Consider the following 24310-nt stretch of genomic DNA (forward strand, 5'->3'; position numbering starts at 1 on the left):
AACCGCTTAGGAGCGGAGGCCGACGACCTGAGCGTCCTCACTGGCGGAGGCTGACGATCTGGGTCATGCCCTCGTCCTGGATGGCCTGCGGGGGCGGGCGCCGGACGCTGTCGCTGATCCGGACCAGGACGGCGATCAGGATCCAGTTCGCCATCAGGGACGAGCCGCCCTGCGTCATGAACGGCGTGGTGATGCCCGCGAACGGGATGAGGCCGGTGACACCGCCGACGATGACGAACAGCTGGAGCGCGAAGACGAACGCGACGCCGCCCGCGAGCAGCCGGTTGAAGGCGTCCTTGGCGGCGACCGCGATCCGGAAGCCGCGCTGCACCAGCAGCAGGTAGACGGTCAGCACGGCCATCGCGCCGGTGAGGCCGAGCTCCTCGCCGAGCGAGGTGAAGATCTCGTCGCTGAACGCCAGCGGTGTCAGGAACGGGCGGCCCTGGCCGAGGCCCGTGCCGAGCATCCCGCCCTGGCCCATCGCGAACAGGCCCTGTTCGAGTTGCGAGCTGTCGGAGTACTGGCCGCCCATCGCGCGGCAGTCCGCGATCGGGTGCGCGTGCCCGACGCCGAACTCGCGCAGGATGTGGCCGTTCCTGAGCTGGCAGCCGCCGTTGAAGTAGGGCCCGGGGTCCTTCCAGATCTCGACCCGCTGCACCAGGTGCTCCAGCGGGCCGTGCACGGCGACGCCGAGGTAGTAGACCGACAGCGAGCCGACCGCGAACAGCAGGACGCCGATGAGGACGTACCCGCCGCGTCCGGTGCCGAGGTAGAGCATGCAGACCAGCAGCCCGAAGAACAGCAGCTGGAAGCCGAAGTCGTTCTGGATCAGCAGCACCCCGATGCTGACCAGCCAGATCACCACGATCGGCATCAGGTGCCGGGCGCGCGGCAGCGCGACCGGGCCGACCTTGCGCCCGGTCACGGCCATCGCCTGGCCGTTCTTGGCCAGGTAGCCCGCGAACAGGGTGATCAGCGCGAGCTTGGAGAACTCGGCGGGCTGCACCGAGAACGGGCCGAGCCTGATCCACACCCGCGCGCCGTTGATGTTCGCCCCGATGCCCGGGACGATCGGCAGCACCAGGAAAAGCAGCCCCGCGAGGCCCAGCGTGTAGTGGTAGCGGCGCAGCGTCCGCGGGTCGCGCAGGAGCAGGACGAACACGGCGAACAGGCCGAGCGAGAGGGCCGTCCAGAGGAGCTGGCCCGCGACGTTCGCGCCCGCCCCGTACGGGACGTAGTGGCCGCCGGGATGGTCGTGCTCGTACTGGAGCCTGCCCTGGAGGTAGTCGGCGGCGGTGGTCTGGTCGATCCGGTAGATGACCGCCAGGCCGATGCCGTTGAGCAGCATCGCGCACGGGACGAGCAGCGGGTCGGCGTGCGGGGCCCAGCGCCAGACCACGCCGTAGGCGACCAGGGACAGCGCGACGATCGCCGCGCCGTAGCCGAACAGCGAGCTGGGCAGCCTGCCGTCCCGGGCGAGCCCGATCTGGGCGAACGCGGTGACGGTCACGACCAGCGCGAAGACCAGCAGCGCCAGGGACGCGGCGCGGCGCGGGCCGGGGAAGCGGAACGGCGGCGGCGCGCCGCCGGGCGCGGTCACGCGGTCGCCTCGGAGGCGGATCGGGGAGGACGCACCCCCAGATGTTTGCACAGTTGCGCAACGAATAAATAGGATGGACGCATTCGGGGTGCGGCGCGCCGCGGACGCCGGCCCCTGAGCATCGGCGTCCGCGCCGCGCCGCCGGCCCCGGCGCGGAACCACCGTCCGGACCCCTCGTGACCGGGCCCGGACGGTCGGCCGCCCCGCGCGCCTTAGGCGGCGCGGTCCGGGGCGGCCGCTGAGCGGCCCCGGCCCCGGAGGACCACCCGATCCGTCCTCCGGGGCCGGGGTCACGGACGCGGGCCACCCGCGCCGTCCGGCCGACCGGTCCCACCATCCCGGTCGGCCGGACGGGTCATCGGCGCGCCAGGCGGGGGCGGGCCGTCCAGCCGTGGCGGCCGCCGGTGAAGGCCAGCCGGACCCAGCCGTGCCGGGAGGCGCACGCACCGTCCACCCGCGCGCCGGGACGCAGCCGGGCCACCACGCGGTACCGCACACCGGGCCCAGACCGAACCTTCGCCATACCGCCGGGCCCGGACCGAACCTTCGCCATACCAGCGGGAGCGGTCCGGACCTTCGCCATACCGCGGTCCCCGGATCGGGCCTTCGGCATGCTGTTGGGCGCGGATCGGGGCTTCGGCATGCTGTTGGGCGCGGATCGGGGCTTCGGTATGCTCCCCCGCTGCGCGCTGCCCACGACGCGGTAGTGGCAGGTTCGCGATGGGACGGTCCGGGCGGTCGTGTGGGCGTCCTCGTGTCCCGGGGCCACCATCGAGAACGTGATCAGAGGGACGGCCACGGCGGCGGCCTGCCAGGTCGTCATGGGAACCCCCCGCGTGCTCGTGCGCCAAGTCGGTTCGCCTAGCGAGTTGACCAAGTGCAGCACGGGCCGGGTGGGGCCTCAAGGAAGCCGAAGGTCACCCGGGGGATATGTAGCGCCACAGAGAGTGGTATTTCGGCAGGTAGATAAGCCCCCGGCGGACGCGTCCGAACCGCCGGGGGCATGCGTCACTCACCGTGTCGCCAGCCGCTCGCGAACCCGCATCACCGCAGCTCAGTGCACTCGGGTGGTGGTGCGGGCGGTCGGCTCGGCGTGCTCCTCGTGGACGAACCGGCTCCCGCGCAGCAGCGAGGCGACCGCCGCGACGACCGACATCGCGATGGCGAGCGAGAACACGATCACCAGCCCGTGGTGGAACGGTCCGGCGATGAGGTGCGGGAAGTAGGAGCGCCCGGTCAGCTCGGCGGCGTCCTTGGGCGGCAGGCCGGCGAGCACGCCGCCCTGCCCGAGCAGGCTGCCGATCGGGTTGTAGCCGAGGAACGCGGCGAACAGCGTGCCGACCGGCGGCAGGCTCGCCACGTGGTCCGCGGCCGACGGCGGGACGCCGTGCGCGGTGAGCCCGCCGGACAGCGTGCCCGGCAGCCGGTCCGCCAGCCCCGCGATCATCAGCGAGAAGAACACCCCGATCGACAGCACCATCCCGGCGTTCATGAAGGTGGCGCGCATCCCGGACGCCACGCCGCGCTGGTCCGCCGGGACCGAGTTCATGATCGCGGTGGTGTTGGGCGCGGCGAACAGCCCGGAGCCGAGCCCGCTCAGGAAGATCAGCAGCGCGAACAGCCAGTACGGGAAGTCGGTCGGGATCAGCAGCAGCCCCGCGAACCCGGCCCCGGACAGCAGCAGCCCGCCGGACGCGAACGCCCGCGCGCCGTGCCGGTCCGACAGGTGCCCCGACAGCGGCCCGGCGACCAGGAACCCGAGGGTCAGCGGGAGCAGGTAGATCCCGGCCCACAGCGGGGTGTCGGCGTAGTCGTAGCCGTGCAGCGGCAGCCAGATGCCCTGCAGCCAGATGATCAGCATGAACTGCATGCCGCCGCGCGAGACCGCGGCGAGCAGCCCGGCGGCGTTGCCCGCGGCGAACGCGCGGATCCGGAACAGCCCGAGCCGGAACATCGGCTCGGCGACCCGCGTCTCGACCGCGCAGAACGCGCCGAGCAGCGCGATCCCGCCGATGATCCCGGCGAGCACCCACGGGTTCGTCCAGCCCATGACGTGGCCGCCGTAGGGCTGGATGCCGTAGGTGATGGCGGCGAGCAGCGCGGTCAGCCCGGCCGCGAAGGTGAGGTTGCCGAGCCAGTCGATGCTGATCCTCGTGGCGCGGGTCCGGGTCTCGACCAGGCTGCGGTAGGCCCAGACCGTCCCGAGGACACCGATCGGCGCGGACGCGAAGAACACCAGCCGCCAGTTCACCTCGCTGAGCAGGCCGCCCGCGACCAGGCCGAGGAAGCTCCCGGCGATGCCGGCGACCTGGTTGACGCCCATCGCCATGCCGCGCCGGCCGGCCGGGAACGCGTCGGTGAGGATGGCGGCGGAGTTGGCCATCAGCATCGCGCCGCCGACGCCCTGGAAGATCCGCCAGCCGATCAGCCAGACCGCTCCCCCGCCGCCCTGGAACGGGTCGAGCGCGAGCACGAGCGTGCCGACCGTGAACACCGCGAACCCGGCGTTGTACATCCGGACGCGGCCGAACAGGTCGCCGAGCCGGCCGAGCGTCACGACCAGGACGGCCGACACGAGCATGTAGCCCATCAGGATCCACAGCAGGTAGCTGACGTTGCCCGGCTGGAGCGGGTCCAGGTGGATCCCGCGGAAGATCGCGGGCAGCGAGATGATGACGATGGACGAGTTGACCGTGGCCAGCAGCATGCCGAGCGTGGTGTTGCTCAGCGCGATCCACGAGTAGCGGCTGGACGTGCGGGCGGCGGTGCCCAACGCGAGACCTCCGGGACGGGGACGGGAGACGGAACCGGCGTGAGACGGAGACGGGGGACGGAACCGGCGTGAGAGCGGGGACGGGCGCGACCAGATAGTTTCTTACGCTAACTAACCTACGTCGAAAGGGTGGCATCCGTCACGTCCGGGTAGGAAGGCCGCGAAGGAGGCGCACCCCGTGACCGACGTCGCCCTCGCCCGGGATCTGGCCGACGCCGTCCTGCTCGCGGCGGGCCGCCCGCGCCGCGTCCTCGCCCCGCCCGGGCCCGGCGCCGCGTCCCGCGTCCGCGCGGACTGCGCGCTGCGCGCCGGACCGTCCGCGCGCGTCCGGATGCGGCTGCGGTTCCTGCACGTCCAGGCCCGCCGGGTCGAGCCGGACGGCGTCCCGGACGGCAGCGGCGTCGCCCTGCACGCCGGGGACGAGGCCGTCCCCGAGGAGCTCGATCCGGAGTACGCGCTCGCCGACCTGCTCGCCGCGGAACGCACCCTGGCCCGGGTCGTCCCGGCGCGGCGGATGGTCGAGCCGCTCCTGCGCGGACGCGTCGTCCGCAGCCGCTGGCCCATCCACGTCCTCATGCGCACGCGCGCGTCCGGCGGCGAGGGCGGCGGAGTGACGCGGCTGATCGTGGAGGTCCGGAACGTCACCGACTGGCCGCACTCGCTCGGCCCGGACGAGGCGCTGCGCCGCTCGCTGCTCGTCCCGCACCTGATCGTCGCGCTGGACGGCGGCGTCTTCGTCCGCACGGGCGACGCCCCGACCGCAGGCAACGGCATACCGAGCCAACCGTCCGCCCCGGGAGCGCCGGGAGAGCCAACAGGCGAGGCGATCCGGCGGGACGTGCTGTGGCCGGTGGTGGTCGCGGACGATCTACTGCTCGCCTCACCCGTCCCGCTTCCCGACCGCCCCGGCACCCCGATCGCCGGTTAGTCCAGGCGCCCGCCGGCCGCCGACCGCGCCTGCGCACAGCCCGGTTGACCTGGAGCGCGCTCCAGGTGATGGGATTTGTACATGACCGAATCTCACGTCACCCTCATCACCGGTGGCGGCACCGGAATCGGTGCGGCCACCGCCAAGGAGCTGCTCGCGTCCGGACGGAAGGTCGCCATCACCGGCCGCCGGCAGGACCGCCTCGACCAGGTGGCCAAGGAGCTCGGCGAACCCGAGGGCCTGCTCACGATCGCGGGCGACGCGGCCGACTACGGGCACGTCGAGGAGGCCGTCCGGGCGACGATCGACCGGTTCGGCAGGCTGGACGCCGTCGTCGCGAACGCGGGCCACGCCAAGGGCCGTTCCGTGGCGGACTCCGACCCCGACGACATGCGCGAGATGGTGCTGACCAACGTGCTCGGCCCGGCGTACCTGATCCGGGCGGCGCTGCCCGCGCTGACCGAGGCCAAGGGCCGGATCGTGATCGTCGGCAGCGTCGCGGGGTTCGTGCCCACGCCCGGCAACTTCTACGGCGCGACGAAGTGGGCGATGACGGGCCTGGCGGAGAACACCCGCCGGCTGGTGTCGTCCGACGGCGTGGGCGTCACGCTGATCGCGCCGGGCGCGACCGAGTCGGAGTTCTGGGACCACGTCGGCACGCCCGACTACCCGCACATGCTCACCTCCGAGGACATCGGGCGGGCCATCGTGTGGGCGGTGGCCCAGCCCTACGGAGTGGACGTGAACACGCTGGTCGTCCGTCCGATCGGGCAGGCCAACTAGCGCCCGGCCTTCGGAAACGGCAGCCGACGCAGATCTTCCGGTGAGCAGGGTCTGACCGCGCGACTACAGATCGTGACGCTCCGCCTTTGGATCATTGACGCAGTGTGTTCAGTCCGCCGTTGCGTCGTTGACGGGAGAGCAATGCGTCGGCTGCTGTTGTGTGCAGTGCTGTTAATGATCCTCGGACTGATGTCCGCCGTCCCGGGGGACGCCTACCCGAGCGCGTCGGACGTCGGCGGACGTGACGTGCCCGCAGGGCTGGAGGTGAAACTCTCCGCGCCGCGTCCGGTCGTCCCGGTCGGCGAGCCGGTGGTGTGGCGCCTCTCGGAGACCAACGCCACGGGACGCCCGCTGCCCCGGCTCGACGTGATCGACGTCCTGCCGTTCCGGGGCGACGGGCGCACCCCGCCGACGAGCTTCCACGGGACCCGCAGGCTGGTCGGGCCGGTCCCGCCGCACCCCGGCGACGTGATCACCTACACCCGCGCGGACGCGCGGGCGCTCAGCGCCGATCCCGGCGACGGCACGGGCGCGCCGCGGCCGCGGAGGCGGTCGGAGACGCGCTGGTGCTTCCCGCACGAGTTCAAGCGGCCCGGCTGCCCGCGCGCGTACGCGGAGGCGACCGCGTTCCGGATCGTGTCGGGGCGGCCGCTGCCGTCCCGGGCGACCCTGACGCACACGGTGACGCTGAGCACGCCGGGCGCGCGCGGCCGGGACGTCTACACCGACCGGTTCGCGGCGCGCGCGGCCGAGCTGTCCCTGCGCGTCCGGTCGTCGGACGTGGCGGTCCGGCTCCAGGCCCGTCCGCCGAAGCTCCAGGTCGTCAAGACCGCCGACCGGGCGTCCGTGCGCCAGGGCGGGCGCGTCCGGTACAAGGTCGTGATCAGCAACGTGGGCCAGGTGGCGGTGCCGAACGCGGCGTTCAGCGACGACCTCGCCCGCGAGCTGACCGGCGCGCGCTACGGCAAGGACGCCAAGGCCACCGCCGGTACGGTCGCCTACAGCCGACCGGAACTGAAGTGGCAGGGGAGCCTCGCGCCCGGGGCCTCCGTCACGGTCACCTACACGGTGACCGCGATGAAGAACGGCAAGCCGGGCAAGCTGCTCGACTACGTCACCGCGCCCTACAGCAACTGCCAGCGGTGGCCGGTCGAGGACCGCTGCAAGGTCACCGTCTACAAGCTGCCCCGCGGACGGGTGAAGGACCAGCACCACTGACGTGGAGGACCGGGACACTGACGTGGAGGAGCGGGACCACTGACCCGGCGCCGCGCCTACTCCTTGAAGAGCAGGCTCTCGAACGGGACGGGCTCGTCGAACGGATCGGGCTTGGCGGCGGGGACGCGTCCGGTGATCGTGCCGGCCAGTTCCCGCCCGGCCTTGCCGATGCGGTCGGCGAGCTCGCCGCTCCCCCAGTCCTCGGTCGCCGCGTACACGACGGTCGGCTGGGTCGCGGCGCGCAGGTAGGCGAACAGCGGGCGCATGGCGAAGTCGATCGCGAGCGAGTGCCGGGGCGTCCCGCCGGTCGCGCCGAGCAGCGTCGGCGTGTCCTCGATCGCGTCCTTGTCCAGGACGTCGAAGAACGTCTTGAACAGGCCGCTGTAGGACGCCTGGAACACCGGGGTCACGGCGATCAGGCCGTCCGCGCCGGAGACCGCCTCGACGGCGCCCTTCAGCTCCCCGGCCGGGAACCCGCTGATCAGGTTGTTCACCAGGTCGTGGCCGAGGACGCGCAGCTCCACGACCTCCACGACCGCCTCGTCGCCCCGCTCGCGCAGGGCCTCGGCGGTCGCCTGGGCCAGCCGGTCGGCGAGCATCCTGGTCGAGGACGGCTCGCGCAGGCCGGCCGAGACGACCGCCAGGCTGCGGGTGGTCATCGCGCGGCCTCCTCCTTCTTCTCCGCCTCGGTCCCTGCGGCCTTGGCGGCGGCGAGCAGGGAGCCGTGGGTCGGCGCGTCCGGGACGTGCGCGGGACGCCCGATCGCGAACTCCTTGCGCAGCACCGGGACGACCTCCTCGCCGAGGATGTCGATCTGCTCCATGACCTGCTCCTCGGGAAGGCCGAGGTCCAGGGTGAACAGCTGCCGCTGGTAGTCGCCGATCGCGTCGCGGAAGCCGAGCGTCCGCTCGATGACCTGCTCGGGCGTGCCGACGGTCAGCGGCGTCGTCTTCATCGTCTCCTCAAGGGACGGCCCGTTCGCGTACACGTAGGACGTGTCGAAGTAGGGCCGGAACTCGCGGATCGCGTCCTCGGCCTTGGGCCGCATGTAGACCTGGCCGCCGAGGCCGACGATCGCCTGGTCCGCGGCACCGTGGCCGTAGTGCTCGTAGCGCCGCCGGTAGAGGCCGACCATGCGCTGGACGTGCTCCATGGGCCAGAAGATGTTGTTGTGGAAGAAGCCGTCGCCGTAGTAGGCCGCCTGCTCGGCGATCTCGGGGCTGCGGATGGAGCCGTGCCACACGAACGGCGGGACGCCGTCCAGCGGACGCGGCGTGGCGGTGAAGCCCTGCAGCGGCGTGCGGTGCTGCCCCTTCCAGTCCACGACGTCCTCGCGCCACAGGCGGTGCAGCAGGTGGTAGTTCTCGATCGCGAGGTCGAGGCCGTCGCGGATGTCCTTGCCGAACCAGGGGTAGACGGGGGCGGTGTTGCCGCGTCCCATCATCAGGTCCACCCGGCCCTCGGCGAGGTGCTGGAGCATCGCGTAGTCCTCGGCGATCTTCACCGGGTCGTTGGTGGTGATCAGCGTGGTCGCGGTGGACAGCACCAGCCGCTCGGTCTGGGCCGCGATGTACCCGAGCAGGGTGGTCGGCGACGACGGCACGAACGGCGGGTTGTGGTGCTCGCCGGTCGCGAAGACGTCCAGGCCGACCTCCTCGGCCCGGCGCGCCATCCGGACCATCATCCGGATCTTGTCGCGCTCGCTCTGCACCCGCCCGGTGGCGGGGTCGGTCGAGACCTGGCCGACCGAGAAGATCCCGAACTGCATCATCACGGCTCCATTTAGTAGAAGGTTCAACTACCTTAGCGGAGCGGCGGCCCGCGTTATTCCACCCCCTGCTCAGGAGCGCTCCACAGGGCCTTCCGACACGGGCCAGACTTCCGGGACAGGCCAGGCTTCCGGGACGGGCCGGGCGTCGAGGTCGAGGGCCTGGAACAGCCACCGGTGCGCCCGGCTGATCACGTGCGGGCCGCCGGTAACGGCCTCGGTGAGCGTCCAGTAGCGGACCATGCGGGGCTCCTGGTCACCGCGCAGGTCCTCGACGAGCCGGTCGCGGAAGCCGGGGGGGTCGCGCTCGGACCGTCCGGCGGCGTGCGCGGCGACGAACAGGTCGAGCTCAGGCCCCGGGCGCGGCGGCGCCCCCGAAAGGATCAGCGGTTCCGTGCGCGCGCACGCTTCGACCAGGCCGTTCAGCAGGGTCGGCTCGTCCTTCACCTTCGCTGTGTTGGCGACGCTCCGCGCGCGCAGCCGGGCCCGCAGCGTCCGGTCCCCGGCGAGCTCGACCAGCCCGGCGTACGCCACGACCTGGTCGGGCGTCGGCTCGGACGGCGGCGGAGGCGCGGCCATCGCCAGGAAGGAGTCGAGGTAGGGCCCGGGGTCCAGCGCCACGGCGAGGCTCCGCCAGAACTCGGTCAGCACGCAGTGCGCGGCGGGCCCGTCGGCGACGGCCGCGAGCAGGTCGAGGCGCGCGGCGCGTCCCGCCGGGTTGGCCGCCTCGGCGGCGCGCAGGGCGGCGCTGCGCCAGGCGAGCGCGGCCAGCTCGGCGTCCACCGCGGCCCGCTCGCGCGCGATCGCCTCGCCGAGGTCGTCCTCCCCCGCCAGGACGGACCGGATCGCGGGCAGGCCCATGCCGAGCGCGCGCAGCCGCCGGACGGTCCGGAGCCGCTCCACCGCGTCCGGGCCGAACCGCCGGTGCCCGCCGCCGCTGCGCACGGGCGACAGCAGGCCCTCGTCGCAGTAGAAGCGGACGGTCCGCACCGGGACACCGGCCCGCCGGGACAGCTCCCCGATGCCCAGCGACGCGTCCGGCGGCGTGACCTGGGTCACAGACACTTGAACCTCCAGCCGACTGGAGTTCCTACGGTACGGGTATCGGTTCCGGCACGGCAGGAAGGCTTCTCATGGACATCCCACCCCAGGACAGGCTCGCCGAGGCGCTGGTGCTGCACGCCGCCGCGTTCGGCCGGAAGGCAGCCGGCGGCGACCCCGCCGCGACCGTGCCGACCTGTCCGGACTGGACGCTGCGCCAGCTGGTCGAGCACATCGGCGGCGCGCTGCCCGCGATGGCCGAGCTGGTCGAGACGGGCGCGCGCGAGCCGATCCCGCAGTCCGTCCCGGACGGTATGGGCCCCGACCTCTGGGAGGCGTGGCTGTCCGGCGGCGCGGACCGGCTGGTCGCGGCGGTCGAGGCGGCGGACGGCCCGGTCTGGAGCCCGCTCGGCGAGGACGTGCCCGCCGCGTTCTGGCTGCGGCGGCTGCTGCACGACACGACCGTCCACCACGCGGACGCCGCGATCACCGTCGGCGCGGAGTGGACGATCGACCCCGACCTCGCCGCGGACGGGATCGCCGAGGGGCTCGCGCTCGTCGCCTCGCCGGCCGTCGCCGGGATGAACCCGAGGATCGCGCAGCTCCGCGGGTCCGGCGAGACACTTCTGTGGCGTCCGGAGGAGGCTGACCTGCCCGCCTGGCTGGTCACCCGCACTCCGGACGGCCCGCGCGTGACCGAGGCGGCCCACGACACGGACGCGGACGTGACCGTAAGCGCCGCGGCCGCGGACCTGTTCCTGCTGCTCAGCCGCCGGATCACGGCGGACGACCCGGGCGTGAAGGTCGACGGCGACCGGGCGCTGCTCGACCACTGGACGTCGCTGACCGCGTTCGGCTGACCGGCGACCGCCGCGCGGCGGGGGCGCGGGGATAGCGTGGGGCCAGAGATCGTTTTCTGAGGTTCCAGGAGGCGCCCATGTCCCCGTCCCCCGCCCCCGGCTCGCCCTCGCACGCGGACACCGGCACCCCGCCCCGAACGGACACCGGCAGCCCCTCGGCCTCGGACTCCGGCAGCGCTTCGGCAGCGGGCACCGGCAGCGCTTCGGCAGCGCGACCCGGCACCGGCCCGGCATTGCGCGCGGACGCGGCGGACCTCCGGGACGAGCTGGTGCGCCTGCGCCGCGACCTGCACCGCGAGCCGGAGCTGGGCCTGGACCTCCCGCGCACGCAGGAGAAGGTGCTCGCCGCGCTGGACGGCCTGCCGCTGGAGGTCTCCACCGGCGAGCGCCTCAGCTCCGTCACCGCCGTGCTGCGCGGCGCGCGTCCCGGCCCGACCGTCCTGCTGCGCGGTGACATGGACGCGCTGCCCGTCACCGAACGCGGCGACGCCGACGTGGTCTCGCAGGTGCCGGGGCGGATGCACGCGTGCGGGCACGACCTGCACACCACCATGCTCGCCGGGGCGGCGCGGCTGCTCGCGGGCCGCCGCGACGCGCTCGCCGGGAATGTGGTCTTCATGTTCCAGCCGGGCGAGGAGGGCCTCGGCGGCGCCCGGATCATGATCGACGAAGGCGTGCTGGACGCGTCGGGGGAGCGTCCGGTCGCCGCCTACGCGCTGCACGTGCTGTCGTCGAGCGCGCCGTCCGGGCTGTTCGTGTCGCGCGGCGGCCCGATGCTCTCGGCCGCCGACCGGTTGCGGGTGACCGTCCGGGGGCGGGGCGGGCACGGCTCGATGCCGCACCTGTCCAACGATCCGCTCCCGGCCGCGTGCGAGATGGTCAACGCCTTGCAAACGCTCGTGACGCGCCGCTTCGACGCGTTCGACCCGGTAGTGCTAACTATCGGGACGTTCCATGCAGGCACGAGCGACAACGTCATCCCGGACGAGGTGAAGTTCGCCGGGACCGTCCGCTCGTTCTCCCGGCGCGCGCACGAGGAACTGGCCGAACGCTGCGTCCGGCTCGTGCGTGCGATAGCGGACGCCCACGAGCTCGAAGCGGACGTCGAGTACGTGCAGGACTACCCGGTCACGGTCAACAGCGAGGCCGAGGCCGCGTTCGTCGGCGAGACCGTCCGGGAGGCGTTCGGCGAGGAGCGGTACTTCGAGTCGCCGCGTCCGCTGCCCGCGTCCGAGGACTTCTCGTTCGTGTGCGACGAGGTGCCGTCGGCGTTCGTGGCGCTCGGGGCGTGCCCGCCCGGCCTGGACCCGGCGAAAGCCGCGTTCAACCACTCCCCCGAGGCCGTCTTCGACGACGCCGTCCTCCCCGACGGCGCCGCCCTCTACGCCGAACTCGCCACCCGCCGCCTAGCCGCCGGCTGACGACGAACATGCGCGGGCTGACGGGCCCGCGCCTAACACCCGCAACCAACCAGCGGCCCATCCAACGCCCGCAACCCCACTGGTCCCTCCGCGCGCGGGCGCGGTCAGGTGTTGCGGGTGTACCAGGCGGCGATCTCGGCGCGGGACGAGGCGGAGAGCTTGGCGAGGATGTGCTCGACGTGCGAGTCGGCGGTGCGCTTGGCGATGACGAGGCGGTCGGCGATCTCGCGGTTGGTCAGGCCCTGCGCGACCAGCTCGGCGATCTCCCACTCGCGCGGGCTGAGGGTGGAGCGGGAGCGCGCGGCCGGGACGTCGGCGGAGGCGGCGCGGCGCTCGCCGGTCGCCTCCGCGACGACGGTGTCCAGGTCCATCCGGCCGCCCTCGTCGGCCGCCGCGTGGTACGCCTCGTCGCCGAGCTCGGCCCGGACGCCGTCCTTGACCACGCCGACGAGCGCCGTATAGGTCGGGCCGAAAAGCACCGCGCCGCTGTCTTCGTACTGGCGCCGGGCCGCGCCGAACAGCACCGCCGCTCCCTTCGGCTCCTCGGTCGAGGCGAGGCAGCTCGCGACGACCTCCAGGCACAGTGCGAGGCCGAGCCGGTTGTCGATCTCGGCCATCGTGCGCAGCCCGTCGCGTCCGGCGGTGAGGCCCTCCGCCGGGGAGCCCAGGAGCAGCAGCGCCAGGCAGTGCAGCGCCCGCGCGTACGCGTGCCCCCACACGTTGCCGTTCCGCTCGGTCTCGGCCTTCATCCGGACGGCGATGTCGCGCGTCGCGTCGACCTCGCCCAGCGCGGCGTGCGCGACGCCGGCCAGCAGCGGCACGATCGACGCGATGACCTCGCCCGGACGCGCCTCGGCCAGCAGTCGTTCGGCCTCGGCGAGCAGAGCGCACCCGCGTGTCGGGTCGCCTTCTTGGAGCGCGACGCAGCCTTCCGCCGCACGCGCGTAGCCGAGCCCGCCGAGGTCTCCGTCCGGGGGCGTCCGCTCTTCGACGACGGCGGCGAGCTCGCGCGCGCCAGGCAGGTCGCGCTGGAACACCGCCAGCAGCGCCGCCAGCCCGCCCGCCTCCACCCAGGCCGCCGTGTCGCCGATGGGGCGGGCGTCCAGCATGCGGCGCACCCAGTGCCGCGCCTCGCCGATGCGTCCGCGCAGGCAGAGCAGGCGGCCGTTGGCGATGAGGCTGGCGAGGAGCGGCCCGTCCGGCAGCGTGCGCAGGCCCCACTCGTGGACGCTGCGGATCGCGCTCTCCTCGCGCGCGTGCCATTCCAGCCAGTGCCGCTGGCGCGGCCCGCCCAGCTCGTCGCCGGCGCGGCGCAGCGTCTCGCCGAACCAGTCGAACGCGCGGACGCGCATCCGCTCGGACTCGCCGAGTTCCTCAAGCCGTTCGGCGCCGTATTCGCGCAGCGTGTCGAGCATGCGGTAGCGGACGCGGCCGTCACGTTCCACGCGCTGCACGATGGACTTGGCCAGCAGCCCCGAGACCAGGTCGAACACGGCCACCGCGGGCAGCCGCTCGTCGCCGCAGACGTGCTCGGCGGTCTCCAGGTCGAAGTCGGCGGCGAGCACCGACAGCCGCGCCCACAGCAGCCGCTCGTCCGGGGAGCACAGCTCGTGGCTCCAGTCGATCGCCGAGCGCAGCGTCTGGTGCCGCTGCAGCGAGGTGCGGCGGCCGCGGACCTCCAGCGCGCGGCTGTCGAGCCGCTCCAGGATCTGCCGCGGCGACAGCGCGCGCACCTGCACGGCGGCCAGCTCGATCGCCAGCGGGATGCCGTCCAGGCGGCGGCACAGCAGCGCGACCGCCTCGCGCTCGTCGCCGACCGCGGTCCAGCCGGGCACGACGGCGGACGCGCGGTCGGTGAACAGCGCCACCGCGCCCGCGCCCGCGTCGGCGCCGGGCGCGGCCTCCTCGCCGGGGACCGGGCTCGGCAGCGGCGCGACGACCAGGGTGTGCTCGCCCGCGATGTCGAGCGGCTGCCGGCTGGTGGCGAGGACGCGCAGGTCGGGAGCGGCGCTGAGGATCGTCTCGGCGAGCATCGCGCACGGGTCGATCTGGTGCTCGCAGGTGTCGAACACCAGCAGCCCCGGACGGCGCGCGAGGAACTCGATCGTCGCGTCGAGCGGCTCGGCGCCCTGGTCGGGCAGGCCGAGCGCGTCCGCGACGACCCGGGCGACCAGGCCCGGCTCGGGCGCGGCGGTCAGGTCGACGAACCAGACCCCGTCGGGGGGCCCGGCGGCGCGCGCGGCGCGGATCGCGAGCCGGGTCTTGCCGACCCCGCCCGGGCCGGTGAGCGTGACCAGCCTGCACCGGCCGAGCAGGCGGTCGATCTCGGCGAGTTCCTCGCGGCGGCCGACGAAGCTGGTCATCTCGGCCGGGAGGCGTCCCGGCCGATGGTGCAGTGTGCTGAGCGACACTGGGCGCCTCTTCCCACCGGCGCGCCGGCCGGTGACGGATGGGGGGACGTCGGTCGCATCGTACCCTCTCCGGCACGCCATGCAACCGTTCCGTCACCCCTAGTTCCGGCTCGTCCGAATCCCGTGGTCGGGGCGTGTGAAGGGGGCGCCGCGGGGGCCCGCGAGCGCCCGGTGTGACTACCGGGACCCGCCCGTCCGGGCCAGCGGAGCGGGGCCGTCCAGGGCAGTGAAGCGGAACCGTCCGGCCAGCGGAGCGGAACCTCCGGGCCAGCGGAGCGGGACCGTTCGGGTCAGCGGGGCGGGAGGAGCAGGCGTCCGGTGCGCAGGCCCTTGGCGGTGTTGACGCCCGCGGCCAGCCAGCCGATCGCGAGCAGGACGTACAAAGCGACCGCGACCCCCGTCATCGCGTCCAGGCCGGTCGCGCGGGCCAGCGAGGACGCGCCGGTCACGCACGTGCCGACGGGGAAGGTGAACGCCCACCAGGTCATCGCGAACGGCATCCCGGACGCGAGCGCGCGGCGGTTCGCGGCGAGGCACAGCACCAGCCAGACCAGCGCGAACCCGATGACCGGCACCCCGTACAGGACGCCGAAGACGTGCATCGCCCTCGCGTACTCGGGCGCGGCCAGCGGAGCCGCGCCGCCGAGCGCGCCGGCCGCCGTCGTGGACTGGCCGAGCGGGCCGAGCACCAGGAACAGCGTCGGGGTGAGCGTGACCGGGGCGAGCTTGTCGTGCGCGATCCGGTGCCAGACGACCGGGAGCAGCAGCATCGTCAGCATCAGGCTCGCGCCGAACATCGCGTAGCAGCCGTAGAGCATGGTCTCGCGCGCCTGCCCGTGCGGAAGGTGCGGGATGAGCGCGGGTCCGGTCGAGGCGGCGACCATCGGCGCGACGACGGGCAGCAGCCAGGTCGGGTTCGCGCTCCCCTGGCGGATCTCGTGCCGGGTGGCCATGAGGTACGGGATGCCGAACGCGACGAGCAGCGAGTAGACCGTCCCGGCCGTCCACAGGATCCAGTCGGCGGTAACGGCCGCGGGCTCGCCGAGGACGCCCCGTCCGACCGTGAGCGTGCCCGCGCCGACCGCGAGCAGCGCCATCGGCGGGCAGCCGTAGAAGACCGCGGTCGCGGGGTTCTCGAACAGCATCGCGCGCGCTTCGGTCCGGTACCGGACGAAGTGGACGGCCCGGGCGGCCATCAGCGCCAGCAGCATCACCAGCCCGAGCGCCCAGAACGCGACGGCGGCCTGGTGCAGGCCCGGGACGTCCACGGGCAGCGCGTTGGCGCCGTTCGCCATGATCGCCGTGCCCATGACGGCGGCGTACCAGTTCGGCCCGAGGTGCCGGAAGGCCTCGGCCGGACGGCCCAGCTCCCCCAGCACGATCCGCTGCGGCGGTGCGACGGTGATCCCCATGACGTCCAGGCTGGCCGCCGACGGAAACGATCACTAGTGGTCACGGCCCTATGAGGCCATAAGCCACGGTTATGGCTGGGGTTAGGATGGGATCATGCCGCTGTCCCACCGCGTCCCCGACCTGGCCGCCCTGGAGCTGCTGCTCGCGGTGGTCCGGCTGGGCAGCGTGGGGCGCGCGGCGGGCGAGCTCGGCGTGACCCAGCCCGCCGCGTCCGCGCGGATCCGGTCGATGGAGCGGCAGCTCGGCATGCCGCTGCTGGAGCGCTCGCCGCGCGGGTCGCGGCCGACCGAGGCGGGCGCGCTCGTCGCCGAGTGGGCCCAGCAGGTGGTGGACGCGGCGCACGCGCTGGACGCCGGTGTCGAGGCGCTGCGGGAGAAGCGCGAGGGCAAGTTGCGCCTGGTCGCCAGCCTGACCGTCGCCGAATACCTGATGCCGGGCTGGCTGGTGGCGTTGCGCGAGGCGCGTCCGGACACCGCGGTGACCTTGCGGGCGGCCAACTCGACCGCTGTGGCCGAGCTCGTGCGCGCGGGGGAAGCGGACCTCGGGTTCGTGGAGGGAGCGCGCAAACCCACCGGTCTGAGCGGTGCCGTCGTGGCCAATGACCGTCTCGTCGTGGTTGTCGCGCCCCGGCATCCGTGGGCGCGGCGCAAATCCGGGATCACGCCGGAGGAGCTGGCCACGACGCCGCTGATCCTGCGCGAGGAGGGGTCCGGGACGCGCGAGGTCCTCGATCGGGCGCTCGCGGCGCACGGCGGGGCGGCCGCGCCGATGCTCCAGCTCGCGTCCACCACGGCGCTCAAGGGGTCGGCGGTGTCGGGCGCCGGGCCGGTCGTGGTGAGCGAGCTGGCCGTCGCCGACGAGCTGGCGCGGGGACGCCTGGTGGAGGTGCCGGTGCGGGAGCTGGATCTGTCGCGCCCGCTGCGGGCGGTCTGGCCTGCGGGAACCCGCCCTACCGGCCCGGCCCGCGACCTGCTGTCCCTCTGCCGGAGCCCGTCCGCAGCGTCCTAGCCTGGGCGTTGCGGGCCGCGTGGCGGGTCAGGCGGCCTGGACGAACTGGATCTCCAGCTGGATGGCGATGCTGTCGCCGAGGACCATCTTGTCGCCCTGGAGCGGGATGTTGAACTCGATCCCGAAGTCGCGGCGGCTGATCTCGGTGGTCGCGGTGAAGCCCGCGCGGACGCCGCCCCACGGGTCCTCGCTGACGCCGTGGTACTCGGCCAGCAGCCGGACGGGCCGGGTGACGCCGCGGACGGCCAGCTCGCCGTCCACGTGGAAGCGGGGCGTGCGGGCGCGGCGGCCGACCGTGGCGCGCTCCACGCCGGTGGAGGTGAAGGTCATCCGCGGGTGCCGCTCGACGTCGAGGAAGTCCGGGGAGCGGACGTGCGCGTCCCGGTCGGCGTTGCGGGTGTCGAGGGAGGCGAGCTGGATCTCCGCGCGCGCGGACGAGCCGAACGGGTCGTCCGCGATGTGCGCCTCGCCGGCGAAGTCGGGGAAGCTCCCGCGCACGGTGGTCATCAGGTGCCGGACGGTGAAGGTGATCTCGGAATGGGCGGGGTCGATCGTCCAGCGACCGGCCACCAATCCGGGCGCCATGGCATCCAGCGTCAACATTCCCCCAAATGTCTACATTTCACGCGGCGCACGCGAATCTACCGCAGAACACCCAGGGCGGGGGCGCAACGTGACCGCGCCCACCTGCGCGGTTACCGGTCCCGGCCGCATGTCCGTGCCCGTCCCGGCCGCGTGTCCGTGCCCGTCCCGGCCGCATGTCCTCCCGATGTTCGGGAAGGACCAGGAACGTGATCGGACAACATGTGCTGGCCGGGTACGCGACCGGCGCGGGCGGCCGCGACGCGCTGCGGCTCGCCCTGGCCGTGGTGGCCCACACCGGCGGCCGGCTGACGGTCGCGCACGTCCACCCGCCGGACCGTCCGGCCGCCGCGGGCGAGGCCCTGACCGTCCTGAAGCAGGCCGAGGAGCTGCTCGACGAGGCCGCGCCGGGGCTCGGCGCCGACTACGTCGCGCAGGAGGCGCGCGGGGTGGGGCGCGGGCTGTCCACGCTGGCCAGCCGGACGGGCGCGGACCTGATCGTGATCGGCTCGCCGGAGGGCGGCGCGCACGGCCGGGTCGCGATCGGCGCCGCCGCCGACAACCTGCTGCACGCGTCCCACGAGGCCGTCATGGTCACCCCGGCAGGCTACGAACCACCCGAGAAGCTGGGCCGCCTCACCCTGTCCTACGTCCGGCGCCCCCAGGCGGACGAGGCGGTCCAGCGGACCGCGCAGGCCGCGGTCGCCCTGGACGTCCCGCTGCGGCTGATCACGCTCGCGGTCGGGGACGACGAGCCGCGCGGACGGCTCCGCGACGATCTGGCCCTGGCCATCCGCTTCGCGCAGGAGTCGTCCGGGCTGCCCGCCGAGCAGGTGACGGCCGAGGTGGCGGAGGGCGACGACGTGGCGGACGCCTTGGCGGACGTCCCGTGGCCCGAGGGGGAACTACTCGTTCTGGCTAGTTCTGAGGATGCGTCCGCCCACCAGGTCTTCCTAGGCGAGATGGCCCTCAAGGTGCTGCGGGCGGCTTCCTGCCCGGTTGCGGTGCTCCCGAGGGGCTACTCCTGAACTAGTCATCGCCGCCGCGATCCGGATAGCCCAGGATGACCGTTTCACCCCGGACGACTTGCGGCCCCGAATTTACCTTCGCTACATTCCGTCGAGATCGTTACGTGACCTTGGAGCGTCATGGACCCCATCGGCGGAAAGCTGCTCGACGTCGCCCGGAAGCAGGTCGGCTACCAGGCGAAGGACGACGGCTACTCCAAGTACGGGGAGTGGTACCGCACGTCGGTCGACGGCGACCACGACTCGTACTTCTCGACCGCGCCCTGGTGCGACATGTTCCTCGCCTGGGCCGCCCAGCAGGCAGGGGTCGCGGATCAAGTCGGCCAGTTCGCCTCGACGATCGACCACGCCAAGTGGTTCGAGAAGCAGGGCGCGTTCGGCCACAAGCCCGAACCAGGCGCCCTGGTCTTCTTCGACTGGTCGGGCAGCGGCGACGTCGACCAGATCGACCACGTCGGGCTCGTCGAGTCGGTCGACGGCGACTGCCTGCACACGATCGAGGGCAACACCGACGGGGGCCAGCTCATCCGGCACACCCGGTGCGACGACGGGATGGTCGTCGGCTACGGCTACCCCGGCAAGGTCAAGGGCGCGGAGAAGTACGCGCCCAAGCACGCCGGCCCCCCGGCGCCGGTGCAGCGCATCGGGGCCGCTCAGGACGCGGCCGTCCCGGCGGCCCGGCACGTCCCGGCCCCGGCTCCGGCCTCGCACGACACGAACCTGCCCTCGCAGGAGGTCGTGATGGGCGGCGTCCTGGCGCTCATCCTCTGCGGGACGGTCGCGCTGACGGCCGGGAAGGCCGCCGCCGCGCGCGCCGCCGAGATGACGCCCGACCGCGCGCCCATCCGCGTCCGCAAGCGCGGCAAGCACCACCGCCCGGCCGCCCCGGTCGCGCTCCCCGCGGACGTCTCCCCCGCCGACCTGGTGGCCGCGACCACCGAGACCACGGTCATGCCCGCGCTCTCCCTCGCGGCCGCGCACGAGGCCGAGGACCGCGAGTTCTGGGGCCGCATCGCCCACCTCAAGGAGGACGAGGACCTGGCGTTCTGGGACGACCTGCACGCCGAGTCCACCCTGACCTCCACCCTCTCCCGCACCCTGGCCGCCGCCACCGACTGACCCTTCCGGCGCGGACGTGAGGCACGCCGCGTGCCATCGAGTAGGCATCGCCTTCAGAGTTCCGCTAAAGTTAACGACGTCGCCGGGGCCCACCCGGAGGACGCGCGGAAGTGGCTCAGTGGTAGAGCATCACCTTGCCAAGGTGAGGGTCGCGGGTTCGAATCCCGTCTTCCGCTCTGAGAGGCCGTTCGCCGGTCTCGCTCTGGTGGAGTGGCCGAGAGGCGAGGCAACGGCCTGCAAAGCCGTGTACACGGGTTCAAATCCCGTCTCCACCTCTGCGCCGTGCACGCTTGGCAAGCGCACGAGGCATCCCTCGCAAGAGCCCGGGCGATTAGCTCAGTGGGAGAGCGCTACCTTGACACGGTAGAGGTCACTGGTTCAATCCCAGTATCGCCCACCACGAACCCCAGGTCTGACCTGGGGTTTTCTCATTTACCCCACCGGTTCTGCGCCCGCACCGCGAGCGGCGCGAACACGATCAGCAGCCCGGCCGACCACAGCAGCACGGTGATCACGGGATGCTCCAGCGGCCAGGCCGGATGCGCCGTCCGGACGCCGGGATTGCCGAAGAGGACGCGCGCGGCGGCCGTGATCGCGCTCACCGGGTTCCAGTCGCAGACGAGCCGCAGCCACGCGGGCATCCCGCCCGTCGGGACGAACGCGTTGGACAGCATCGTCACCGGCAGGAACAGCGGCACCAGCTGGCCCGCGAGCTGCTCGTCGCGCACCACCAGGCCCAGGTAGGCGCCGAGCCAGCTCAGCGCGTACCGCACCAGGACGATCAGCAGGAACGCCGCGGCCGTGAGGGCCACGCCCCGGTGCGGCCGCCAGCCGACCAGCAGGCCCGTCCCGACCATGACCGCCAGGAGCGGCAGGCCGACGAGGGCGTCCGCGCCGGTCTGCCCGAACGGGACGGCCAGGCGCGCCATCGGCATCGAGCGGAAGCGGTCCATCACGCCCCGGGACGCGTCGGCGGCCATCCGCGTCATGACGCCTTGGGCGGAGGTGAAGACCACCATCGCGAACAGTCCGGGCATCAGGTACTCGCGGTAGTCGCCGCCGCCCGGCACGGCGATCGCGCTGCCGAAGACGTAGCCGAACAGCACGACCATGACCACGGGGAAGGCCAGCGCCGCGATGATCTGCCCAGGTTCGGCCCAGAGGCGGCCGATTTCGCGCCCGATCAGGGTCAGCCCGTCGCTGAGCAGGTCCCGCCCGTCGCCGAGCAGGGCTCGCCCGGCTGCGGGCACGTTGCGCGCTGTGGCGGTCGTCATGCGGACTCCTTCTGGGCGGTGAGGCGGAGGAAGACCTCGTCGAGGGTGGGGCGGCGCAGGCGGATGTCGGCCGCGGCGACGCCGGCGCGGTCCAGCTCGCGGACGATGTCGGCGAGGCGGTGGCCGCCGGGCAGCGGCACGCTGAGCCGGTCGCGGCCCGTCATCGCGGGGTCGGTCCCGGCCAGGCCGTGCAGGACGACCGCGGCCGGGCGGAGCCCGGACGGATCTTCCAGGACGACGTCGAGCCGGTCCCCGATTGCGGCCTTCAGCTCGTCGGGCGTGCCGCGCGCGATCACCCGCCCGCGGTCGATGACGGCGATGTCGTCGGCCAGCTGGTCGGCCTCGTCCAGGTACTGGGTGGTGAGCAGGACGGTCGTGCCGTCGCCTACGAGGGCGCGGACGGCGCCCCAGATCTCGGCGCGTCCGCGCGGGTCGAGGCCGGTGGTCGGCTCGTCCAGGAAGAGCACCTTGGGACGCCGCAGGAGGCAGGTGATCAGGTCGAGCCGGCGGCGCATCCCGCCGGAGTAGCCGGCGACGCGGCGGTCGGCGGCGTCCGCGAGGCCGAAGCGGTCGAGCAGCTCGTCCGCGCGGGTGCGCGCCTCGCGGCGGGGCAGGTGGTGGAGGCGCCCGAACATGCGCAGGTTGGCGCGTCCGGTGAGCTTCTCGTCGACGGCGGCGTACTGGCCCGCGAGGCCGATCCGCTCGCGCACCTTCCGGGCGTCGCGGACGACGTCGTACCCGGCGACGGCCGCGCGTCCCGCATCGGGATCGGACAGGGTGGCCAGGATCCGGACGGCCGTCGTCTTGCCCGCGCCGTTCGGTCCGAGCAGGCCGCAGACCGTGCCCCTCGGCACGCTCAGGTCGAGTCCGCGCAGCGCGCGGGTGCCGCCGAAGGCCTTGTGCAGGCCCTCGGCGACGACGATCGGATCGGGCATGGATCCTCCACTGGGTATGCTGTACGCAGAAAGTGAGGCTAGTTACCGGGTACGGCGTACGCAAGACGTTCCGCGAAATTTCTGGGTACTGCGTACGCAACTGGAGGGAGAGCGAGCGGTGCCGGACGCCGAGTACACCAACATCTGGATGCGTCCCGAACGCCCGGCGCGCGGGCCGAAACCCGCCTACAGCCGCGACCAGATCACCGAGGCGGCGATCCGGATCGCCGACGCCGAGGGGCTGGAGGCCGCGACCATGCGGCGCATCGCCACCGAGATCGGCGCGGGCGCGATGTCGCTCTACCGCTACGTCCCGAGCCGCGACGACCTGCTCGAACTGACCGCCGACCGGCTGATGGGCGAGATCGACCTGGACGGCGTCCCGTCCGGCGACTGGCGTGCCGACCTGACCCGCTACGCCGACGGGCTGCGCGCGATGTGGCTGCGCCACCCGTGGATCGCGGGCGTGAACCGCTCGCTCCCAGGTTTCGGCCCCAACCAGCTGCAGCTGATCGAGCGGGTGATGGGCGTGCTCGACCCGCACGTTCCGGTCGACGAGAACCTGGCGTTGATGGCCATCCTGAACGGCTACGTCGAGGGCGCCGCGCGCGACGAGGTCACCACGGCCGAGGAGATCCGCCGCAGCGGCCTCAGCGAGGACGCGTGGGCGGCGCGCGACCTGCCCTACATCCAGCGCCTCGTGGAGAGCGGCCGCTACCCGGTCTTCACCAAGATCGCGATGGACGCGCGCCAGCCGCGGATGAGCCGCGACGAGCAGTTCCGCCACGGCCTGGCGCGCGTCCTCGACTGCATCGAAGCCGCCCTCCCCACCCCGTCCGCCTAGCCTGTGTTTCAAAGTCCCGGCCCACTGCGCTCGCCTAGCGGCGTGTTTACGCAGTCCCGGCGCACTGCGCTCGCCTAGCGGCTCGCTCCGTGACCGTGCCTGGGCGAACGCGGCATCGCTTCGCGATCAGCGCGGTGCCGCTCGCCTCCGGCGTCGCGGCACCGCGCTGGTCACGCGTTCGCGCGCATAGCCGAGGCCACTTCGAAACAAGCCCTAGCCCCGCGCGCGCCCGCTCGGACGCCGGAGCACAGCCGCATAAGGTTTGCGTGCTGGAGCGCAGGGCGGACGGCTGGTCGGGACGCGTTGGATCGGCGCTCAGCCTGGGACGCGTTGGATCGGCGCTCAGCCTGGGACGCGTCGGATTGGCGCTCAGTCCATGCCTGAGCGCGGGGTCAGGGCGCGGCCGGGGCCGCGTTCAGGGCGCCGTTGAGGAAGACGTCGATGGCGGCCTCGATGGGGAGGGTTGTCTCGCCGACCGGGCGGGACCGGCTGAAGGCGAGGCCCATGAACATCGCGGCGATCTGGTCCGGCGGGAGGCGCAGGGCGTCGCGCTCGGGCTCGAAGAGCTCGGCGATCGCTTCGAGGGTGCGCTCCATGGCCGCGCCGCGGTCGAGGCCCGCTTCGGCCTGCGCGCCGCCGCCGTGGGCGCCGCGCTCCTTGCGTCCGGTGGCGAACAGGGCGCCGATGACCATGCCCATGCGGGCGAGGTAGGCGTCGATCGCCGCGACGGCCTCGGTGAGCCGCTCGGCGAGCGGGCGCTCCAGGGAGATCTCGCCGATCTCGTTCAGCACGTGGTCGTTGCGCAGCACCTCGGCCACGCAGGCGTCGAGCAGCGCGTCCTTGTCGGCGAAGACGCGGAAGATCGTCGCCTCGCCGATGCCGGCGGCGCGGGCGATCTGGCCGGTGGTGACGGCGGTGCCGTGCTCGGCGACCAGCGGCAGCGCGGTCCGCACGATCATCTCCCTGCGCTCCTCGGGGCTCATGCCGGGGGCCCTGCGGCGGGTGGGTGTGGTCTCCATGCCGACCAGAGTACGGAGTGAGCACTCACTCCGTCAAGCTCGGAGTGAGTGCTCACTCCGGCATATTTCCCTACTTTTTTGGTTGACATTGTTGGACGTGCTGCGTACGGTCGGTGGCGTGACCAGGACGTACGCGCTCACCAGCCGCCGCGACGTGGACTTCTGCCGCGTCGCCGCCGCCCTCTGTCGCCACTGAGCCGTCCCACTCCCCCTTCTCCGCGGACCACGACCGTCCACTCCTCGTCGGACCGGACCGTCCGTTCCGTCGACCAGACCGTCCGTTCG

General features: G+C 73.2%; 21 protein-coding genes and 3 tRNA genes. 12 read left to right on the top strand and 12 right to left on the bottom strand.

Features of this window, described 5'->3' with window-relative positions; genetic code table 11:
- Positions 1-37 precede the first annotated feature (37 nt).
- From FHU30_RS23270 to FHU30_RS23280, 3 genes are all read right to left on the bottom strand, one after another.
- Positions 38-1600 carry an FtsW/RodA/SpoVE family cell cycle protein gene (locus FHU30_RS23270; protein ID WP_253878665.1) on the bottom strand — a complete coding sequence of 521 codons (1563 nt, stop codon included), beginning with the start codon at positions 1598-1600 and terminating at the stop codon, positions 38-40.
- Between the two features lie 355 nt (positions 1601-1955).
- Positions 1956-2423 (bottom strand): SH3 domain-containing protein, encoded by a 468-nt coding sequence (locus tag FHU30_RS23275; protein ID WP_253878666.1) that lies wholly within the window; start codon positions 2421-2423, stop codon positions 1956-1958.
- A 231-nt stretch (positions 2424-2654) separates the two neighbouring features.
- A complete protein-coding gene (locus tag FHU30_RS23280) occupies positions 2655-4373 on the bottom strand; it encodes an MFS transporter (RefSeq protein WP_253878667.1) in 1719 nt (572 codons plus the stop codon).
- A 178-nt stretch (positions 4374-4551) separates the two neighbouring features.
- Between FHU30_RS23280 and FHU30_RS23285 the strand changes: the two genes are divergently transcribed.
- The 3 genes from FHU30_RS23285 to FHU30_RS23295 all read left to right on the top strand — a co-directional run bounded on the left by FHU30_RS23285 (position 4552) and on the right by FHU30_RS23295 (position 7302).
- Positions 4552-5301 (top strand): hypothetical protein, encoded by a 750-nt coding sequence (locus FHU30_RS23285; RefSeq protein ID WP_253878668.1) that lies wholly within the window; start codon positions 4552-4554, stop codon positions 5299-5301.
- Between the two features lie 81 nt (positions 5302-5382).
- Complete coding sequence (locus FHU30_RS23290) at positions 5383-6084, top strand: SDR family oxidoreductase (RefSeq protein WP_253878669.1); 702 nt, start codon at positions 5383-5385, stop codon at positions 6082-6084.
- 174 nt (positions 6085-6258) lie between these two features.
- Entirely contained in the window at positions 6259-7302 is a 1044-nt protein-coding gene (locus FHU30_RS23295; RefSeq protein WP_253878670.1) for a DUF7927 domain-containing protein, read from the top strand.
- A gap of 56 nt (positions 7303-7358) precedes the next feature.
- On the opposite strand, the gene FHU30_RS23300 is transcribed toward FHU30_RS23295, so the two are convergent.
- The 3 genes from FHU30_RS23300 to FHU30_RS23310 form a co-directional block, all read right to left on the bottom strand.
- On the bottom strand, positions 7359-7961 hold the full coding sequence (locus FHU30_RS23300) for an FMN reductase (RefSeq protein WP_253878671.1): 603 nt from the start codon (positions 7959-7961) through the stop codon (positions 7359-7361).
- A complete protein-coding gene (locus FHU30_RS23305; protein WP_253878895.1) occupies positions 7958-9070 on the bottom strand; it encodes an LLM class flavin-dependent oxidoreductase in 1113 nt (370 codons plus the stop codon). Before FHU30_RS23305 ends, FHU30_RS23300 begins: the two co-directional genes overlap by 4 nt.
- 72 nt (positions 9071-9142) lie before the next feature.
- Positions 9143-10135, bottom strand: a complete 993-nt coding sequence (locus tag FHU30_RS23310) for a MerR family transcriptional regulator (RefSeq protein ID WP_253878672.1) — start codon at positions 10133-10135, stop codon at positions 9143-9145.
- A 68-nt stretch (positions 10136-10203) separates the two neighbouring features.
- Here FHU30_RS23310 and FHU30_RS23315 point away from each other — a divergent pair, with 68 nt between their 5' ends.
- Entirely contained in the window at positions 10204-10971 is a 768-nt protein-coding gene (locus FHU30_RS23315) for a maleylpyruvate isomerase family mycothiol-dependent enzyme (protein WP_253878673.1), read from the top strand.
- Positions 10972-11048: 77 nt separating this feature from the next.
- A complete protein-coding gene (locus tag FHU30_RS23320) occupies positions 11049-12392 on the top strand; it encodes a M20 metallopeptidase family protein (protein WP_253878674.1) in 1344 nt (447 codons plus the stop codon).
- Positions 12393-12496: 104 nt separating this feature from the next.
- Here the strand turns inward: FHU30_RS23320 and FHU30_RS23325 are convergent, their stop codons facing one another.
- Positions 12497-14803 carry an ATP-binding protein gene (locus tag FHU30_RS23325; RefSeq protein WP_253878675.1) on the bottom strand — a complete coding sequence of 769 codons (2307 nt, stop codon included), beginning with the start codon at positions 14801-14803 and terminating at the stop codon, positions 12497-12499.
- Positions 14804-15093: 290 nt separating this feature from the next.
- Positions 15094-16215, bottom strand: coding sequence for a TDT family transporter (locus FHU30_RS23330; protein WP_253878676.1), 1122 nt, complete (start codon positions 16213-16215; stop codon positions 15094-15096).
- 94 nt (positions 16216-16309) lie between these two features.
- On the opposite strand from FHU30_RS23330, the gene FHU30_RS23335 reads away from it, so the two are divergent.
- Entirely contained in the window at positions 16310-17224 is a 915-nt protein-coding gene (locus FHU30_RS23335) for a LysR family transcriptional regulator (RefSeq protein WP_253878677.1), read from the top strand.
- Positions 17225-17251: 27 nt separating this feature from the next.
- Here the strand turns inward: FHU30_RS23335 and FHU30_RS23340 are convergent, their stop codons facing one another.
- A complete protein-coding gene (locus FHU30_RS23340; protein WP_253878678.1) occupies positions 17252-17827 on the bottom strand; it encodes a YceI family protein in 576 nt (191 codons plus the stop codon).
- Positions 17828-18015: 188 nt separating this feature from the next.
- On the opposite strand from FHU30_RS23340, the gene FHU30_RS23345 reads away from it, so the two are divergent.
- The 5 genes from FHU30_RS23345 to FHU30_RS23365 all read left to right on the top strand — a co-directional run bounded on the left by FHU30_RS23345 (position 18016) and on the right by FHU30_RS23365 (position 20353).
- Positions 18016-18834, top strand: a complete 819-nt coding sequence (locus FHU30_RS23345; RefSeq protein ID WP_253878679.1) for a universal stress protein — start codon at positions 18016-18018, stop codon at positions 18832-18834.
- A gap of 120 nt (positions 18835-18954) precedes the next feature.
- Positions 18955-19953, top strand: a complete 999-nt coding sequence (locus tag FHU30_RS23350; protein ID WP_253878680.1) for a CHAP domain-containing protein — start codon at positions 18955-18957, stop codon at positions 19951-19953.
- A gap of 104 nt (positions 19954-20057) precedes the next feature.
- Positions 20058-20129, top strand: a tRNA-Gly gene (locus FHU30_RS23355).
- A 28-nt stretch (positions 20130-20157) separates the two neighbouring features.
- Positions 20158-20228, top strand: a tRNA-Cys gene (locus FHU30_RS23360).
- Between the two features lie 50 nt (positions 20229-20278).
- Positions 20279-20353: transfer RNA gene (locus tag FHU30_RS23365), tRNA-Val, on the top strand.
- Between the two features lie 28 nt (positions 20354-20381).
- On the opposite strand, the gene FHU30_RS23370 is transcribed toward FHU30_RS23365, so the two are convergent.
- Both FHU30_RS23370 and FHU30_RS23375 read right to left on the bottom strand, forming a co-directional pair.
- Positions 20382-21227: an ABC transporter permease gene (locus FHU30_RS23370; protein WP_253878681.1), complete on the bottom strand. Its 846-nt coding sequence runs from the start codon at positions 21225-21227 to the stop codon at positions 20382-20384.
- Positions 21224-22162 carry an ATP-binding cassette domain-containing protein gene (locus tag FHU30_RS23375; protein WP_253878682.1) on the bottom strand — a complete coding sequence of 313 codons (939 nt, stop codon included), beginning with the start codon at positions 22160-22162 and terminating at the stop codon, positions 21224-21226. Before FHU30_RS23375 ends, FHU30_RS23370 begins: the two co-directional genes overlap by 4 nt.
- Positions 22163-22280: 118 nt before the next feature.
- Between FHU30_RS23375 and FHU30_RS23380 the strand changes: the two genes are divergently transcribed.
- A complete protein-coding gene (locus FHU30_RS23380) occupies positions 22281-23006 on the top strand; it encodes a TetR/AcrR family transcriptional regulator (RefSeq protein ID WP_253878683.1) in 726 nt (241 codons plus the stop codon).
- A gap of 392 nt (positions 23007-23398) precedes the next feature.
- On the opposite strand, the gene FHU30_RS23385 is transcribed toward FHU30_RS23380, so the two are convergent.
- The gene (locus FHU30_RS23385) at positions 23399-24025 is read right to left on the bottom strand and encodes a TetR/AcrR family transcriptional regulator (RefSeq protein WP_253878684.1); all 627 of its coding nucleotides are present in this window, start codon (positions 24023-24025) and stop codon (positions 23399-23401) included.
- Positions 24026-24310 lie beyond the last annotated feature (285 nt).

It is taken from the genome of Actinomadura rupiterrae, from assembly GCF_024172125.1.
In the GTDB taxonomy this organism is placed as follows: Bacteria; Actinomycetota; Actinomycetes; order Streptosporangiales; family Streptosporangiaceae; genus Spirillospora; species Spirillospora rupiterrae.

What these genes read in the sequence shown, in the direction of transcription:
- FHU30_RS23375 (WP_253878682.1), bottom strand. Translation starts at nt 22,162, where the DNA reads ATGCCCGATCCGATCGTCGTCGCCGAGGGCCTGCACAAGGCCTTCGGC.
- FHU30_RS23275 (WP_253878666.1), bottom strand. Translation starts at nt 2,423, where the DNA reads ATGACGACCTGGCAGGCCGCCGCCGTGGCCGTCCCTCTGATCACGTTC.
- FHU30_RS23300 (WP_253878671.1), bottom strand. Translation starts at nt 7,961, where the DNA reads ATGACCACCCGCAGCCTGGCGGTCGTCTCGGCCGGCCTGCGCGAGCCG.
- FHU30_RS23315 (WP_253878673.1), top strand. Translation starts at nt 10,204, where the DNA reads ATGGACATCCCACCCCAGGACAGGCTCGCCGAGGCGCTGGTGCTGCAC.
- FHU30_RS23385 (WP_253878684.1), bottom strand. Translation starts at nt 24,025, where the DNA reads ATGGAGACCACACCCACCCGCCGCAGGGCCCCCGGCATGAGCCCCGAG.
- FHU30_RS23350 (WP_253878680.1), top strand. Translation starts at nt 18,955, where the DNA reads ATGGACCCCATCGGCGGAAAGCTGCTCGACGTCGCCCGGAAGCAGGTC.
- FHU30_RS23340 (WP_253878678.1), bottom strand. Translation starts at nt 17,827, where the DNA reads ATGTTGACGCTGGATGCCATGGCGCCCGGATTGGTGGCCGGTCGCTGG.
- FHU30_RS23370 (WP_253878681.1), bottom strand. Translation starts at nt 21,227, where the DNA reads ATGACGACCGCCACAGCGCGCAACGTGCCCGCAGCCGGGCGAGCCCTG.
- FHU30_RS23295 (WP_253878670.1), top strand. Translation starts at nt 6,259, where the DNA reads ATGATCCTCGGACTGATGTCCGCCGTCCCGGGGGACGCCTACCCGAGC.
- FHU30_RS23320 (WP_253878674.1), top strand. Translation starts at nt 11,049, where the DNA reads ATGTCCCCGTCCCCCGCCCCCGGCTCGCCCTCGCACGCGGACACCGGC.
- FHU30_RS23305 (WP_253878895.1), bottom strand. Translation starts at nt 9,070, where the DNA reads ATGCAGTTCGGGATCTTCTCGGTCGGCCAGGTCTCGACCGACCCCGCC.
- FHU30_RS23290 (WP_253878669.1), top strand. Translation starts at nt 5,383, where the DNA reads ATGACCGAATCTCACGTCACCCTCATCACCGGTGGCGGCACCGGAATC.
- FHU30_RS23330 (WP_253878676.1), bottom strand. Translation starts at nt 16,215, where the DNA reads ATGGGGATCACCGTCGCACCGCCGCAGCGGATCGTGCTGGGGGAGCTG.
- FHU30_RS23335 (WP_253878677.1), top strand. Translation starts at nt 16,310, where the DNA reads ATGCCGCTGTCCCACCGCGTCCCCGACCTGGCCGCCCTGGAGCTGCTG.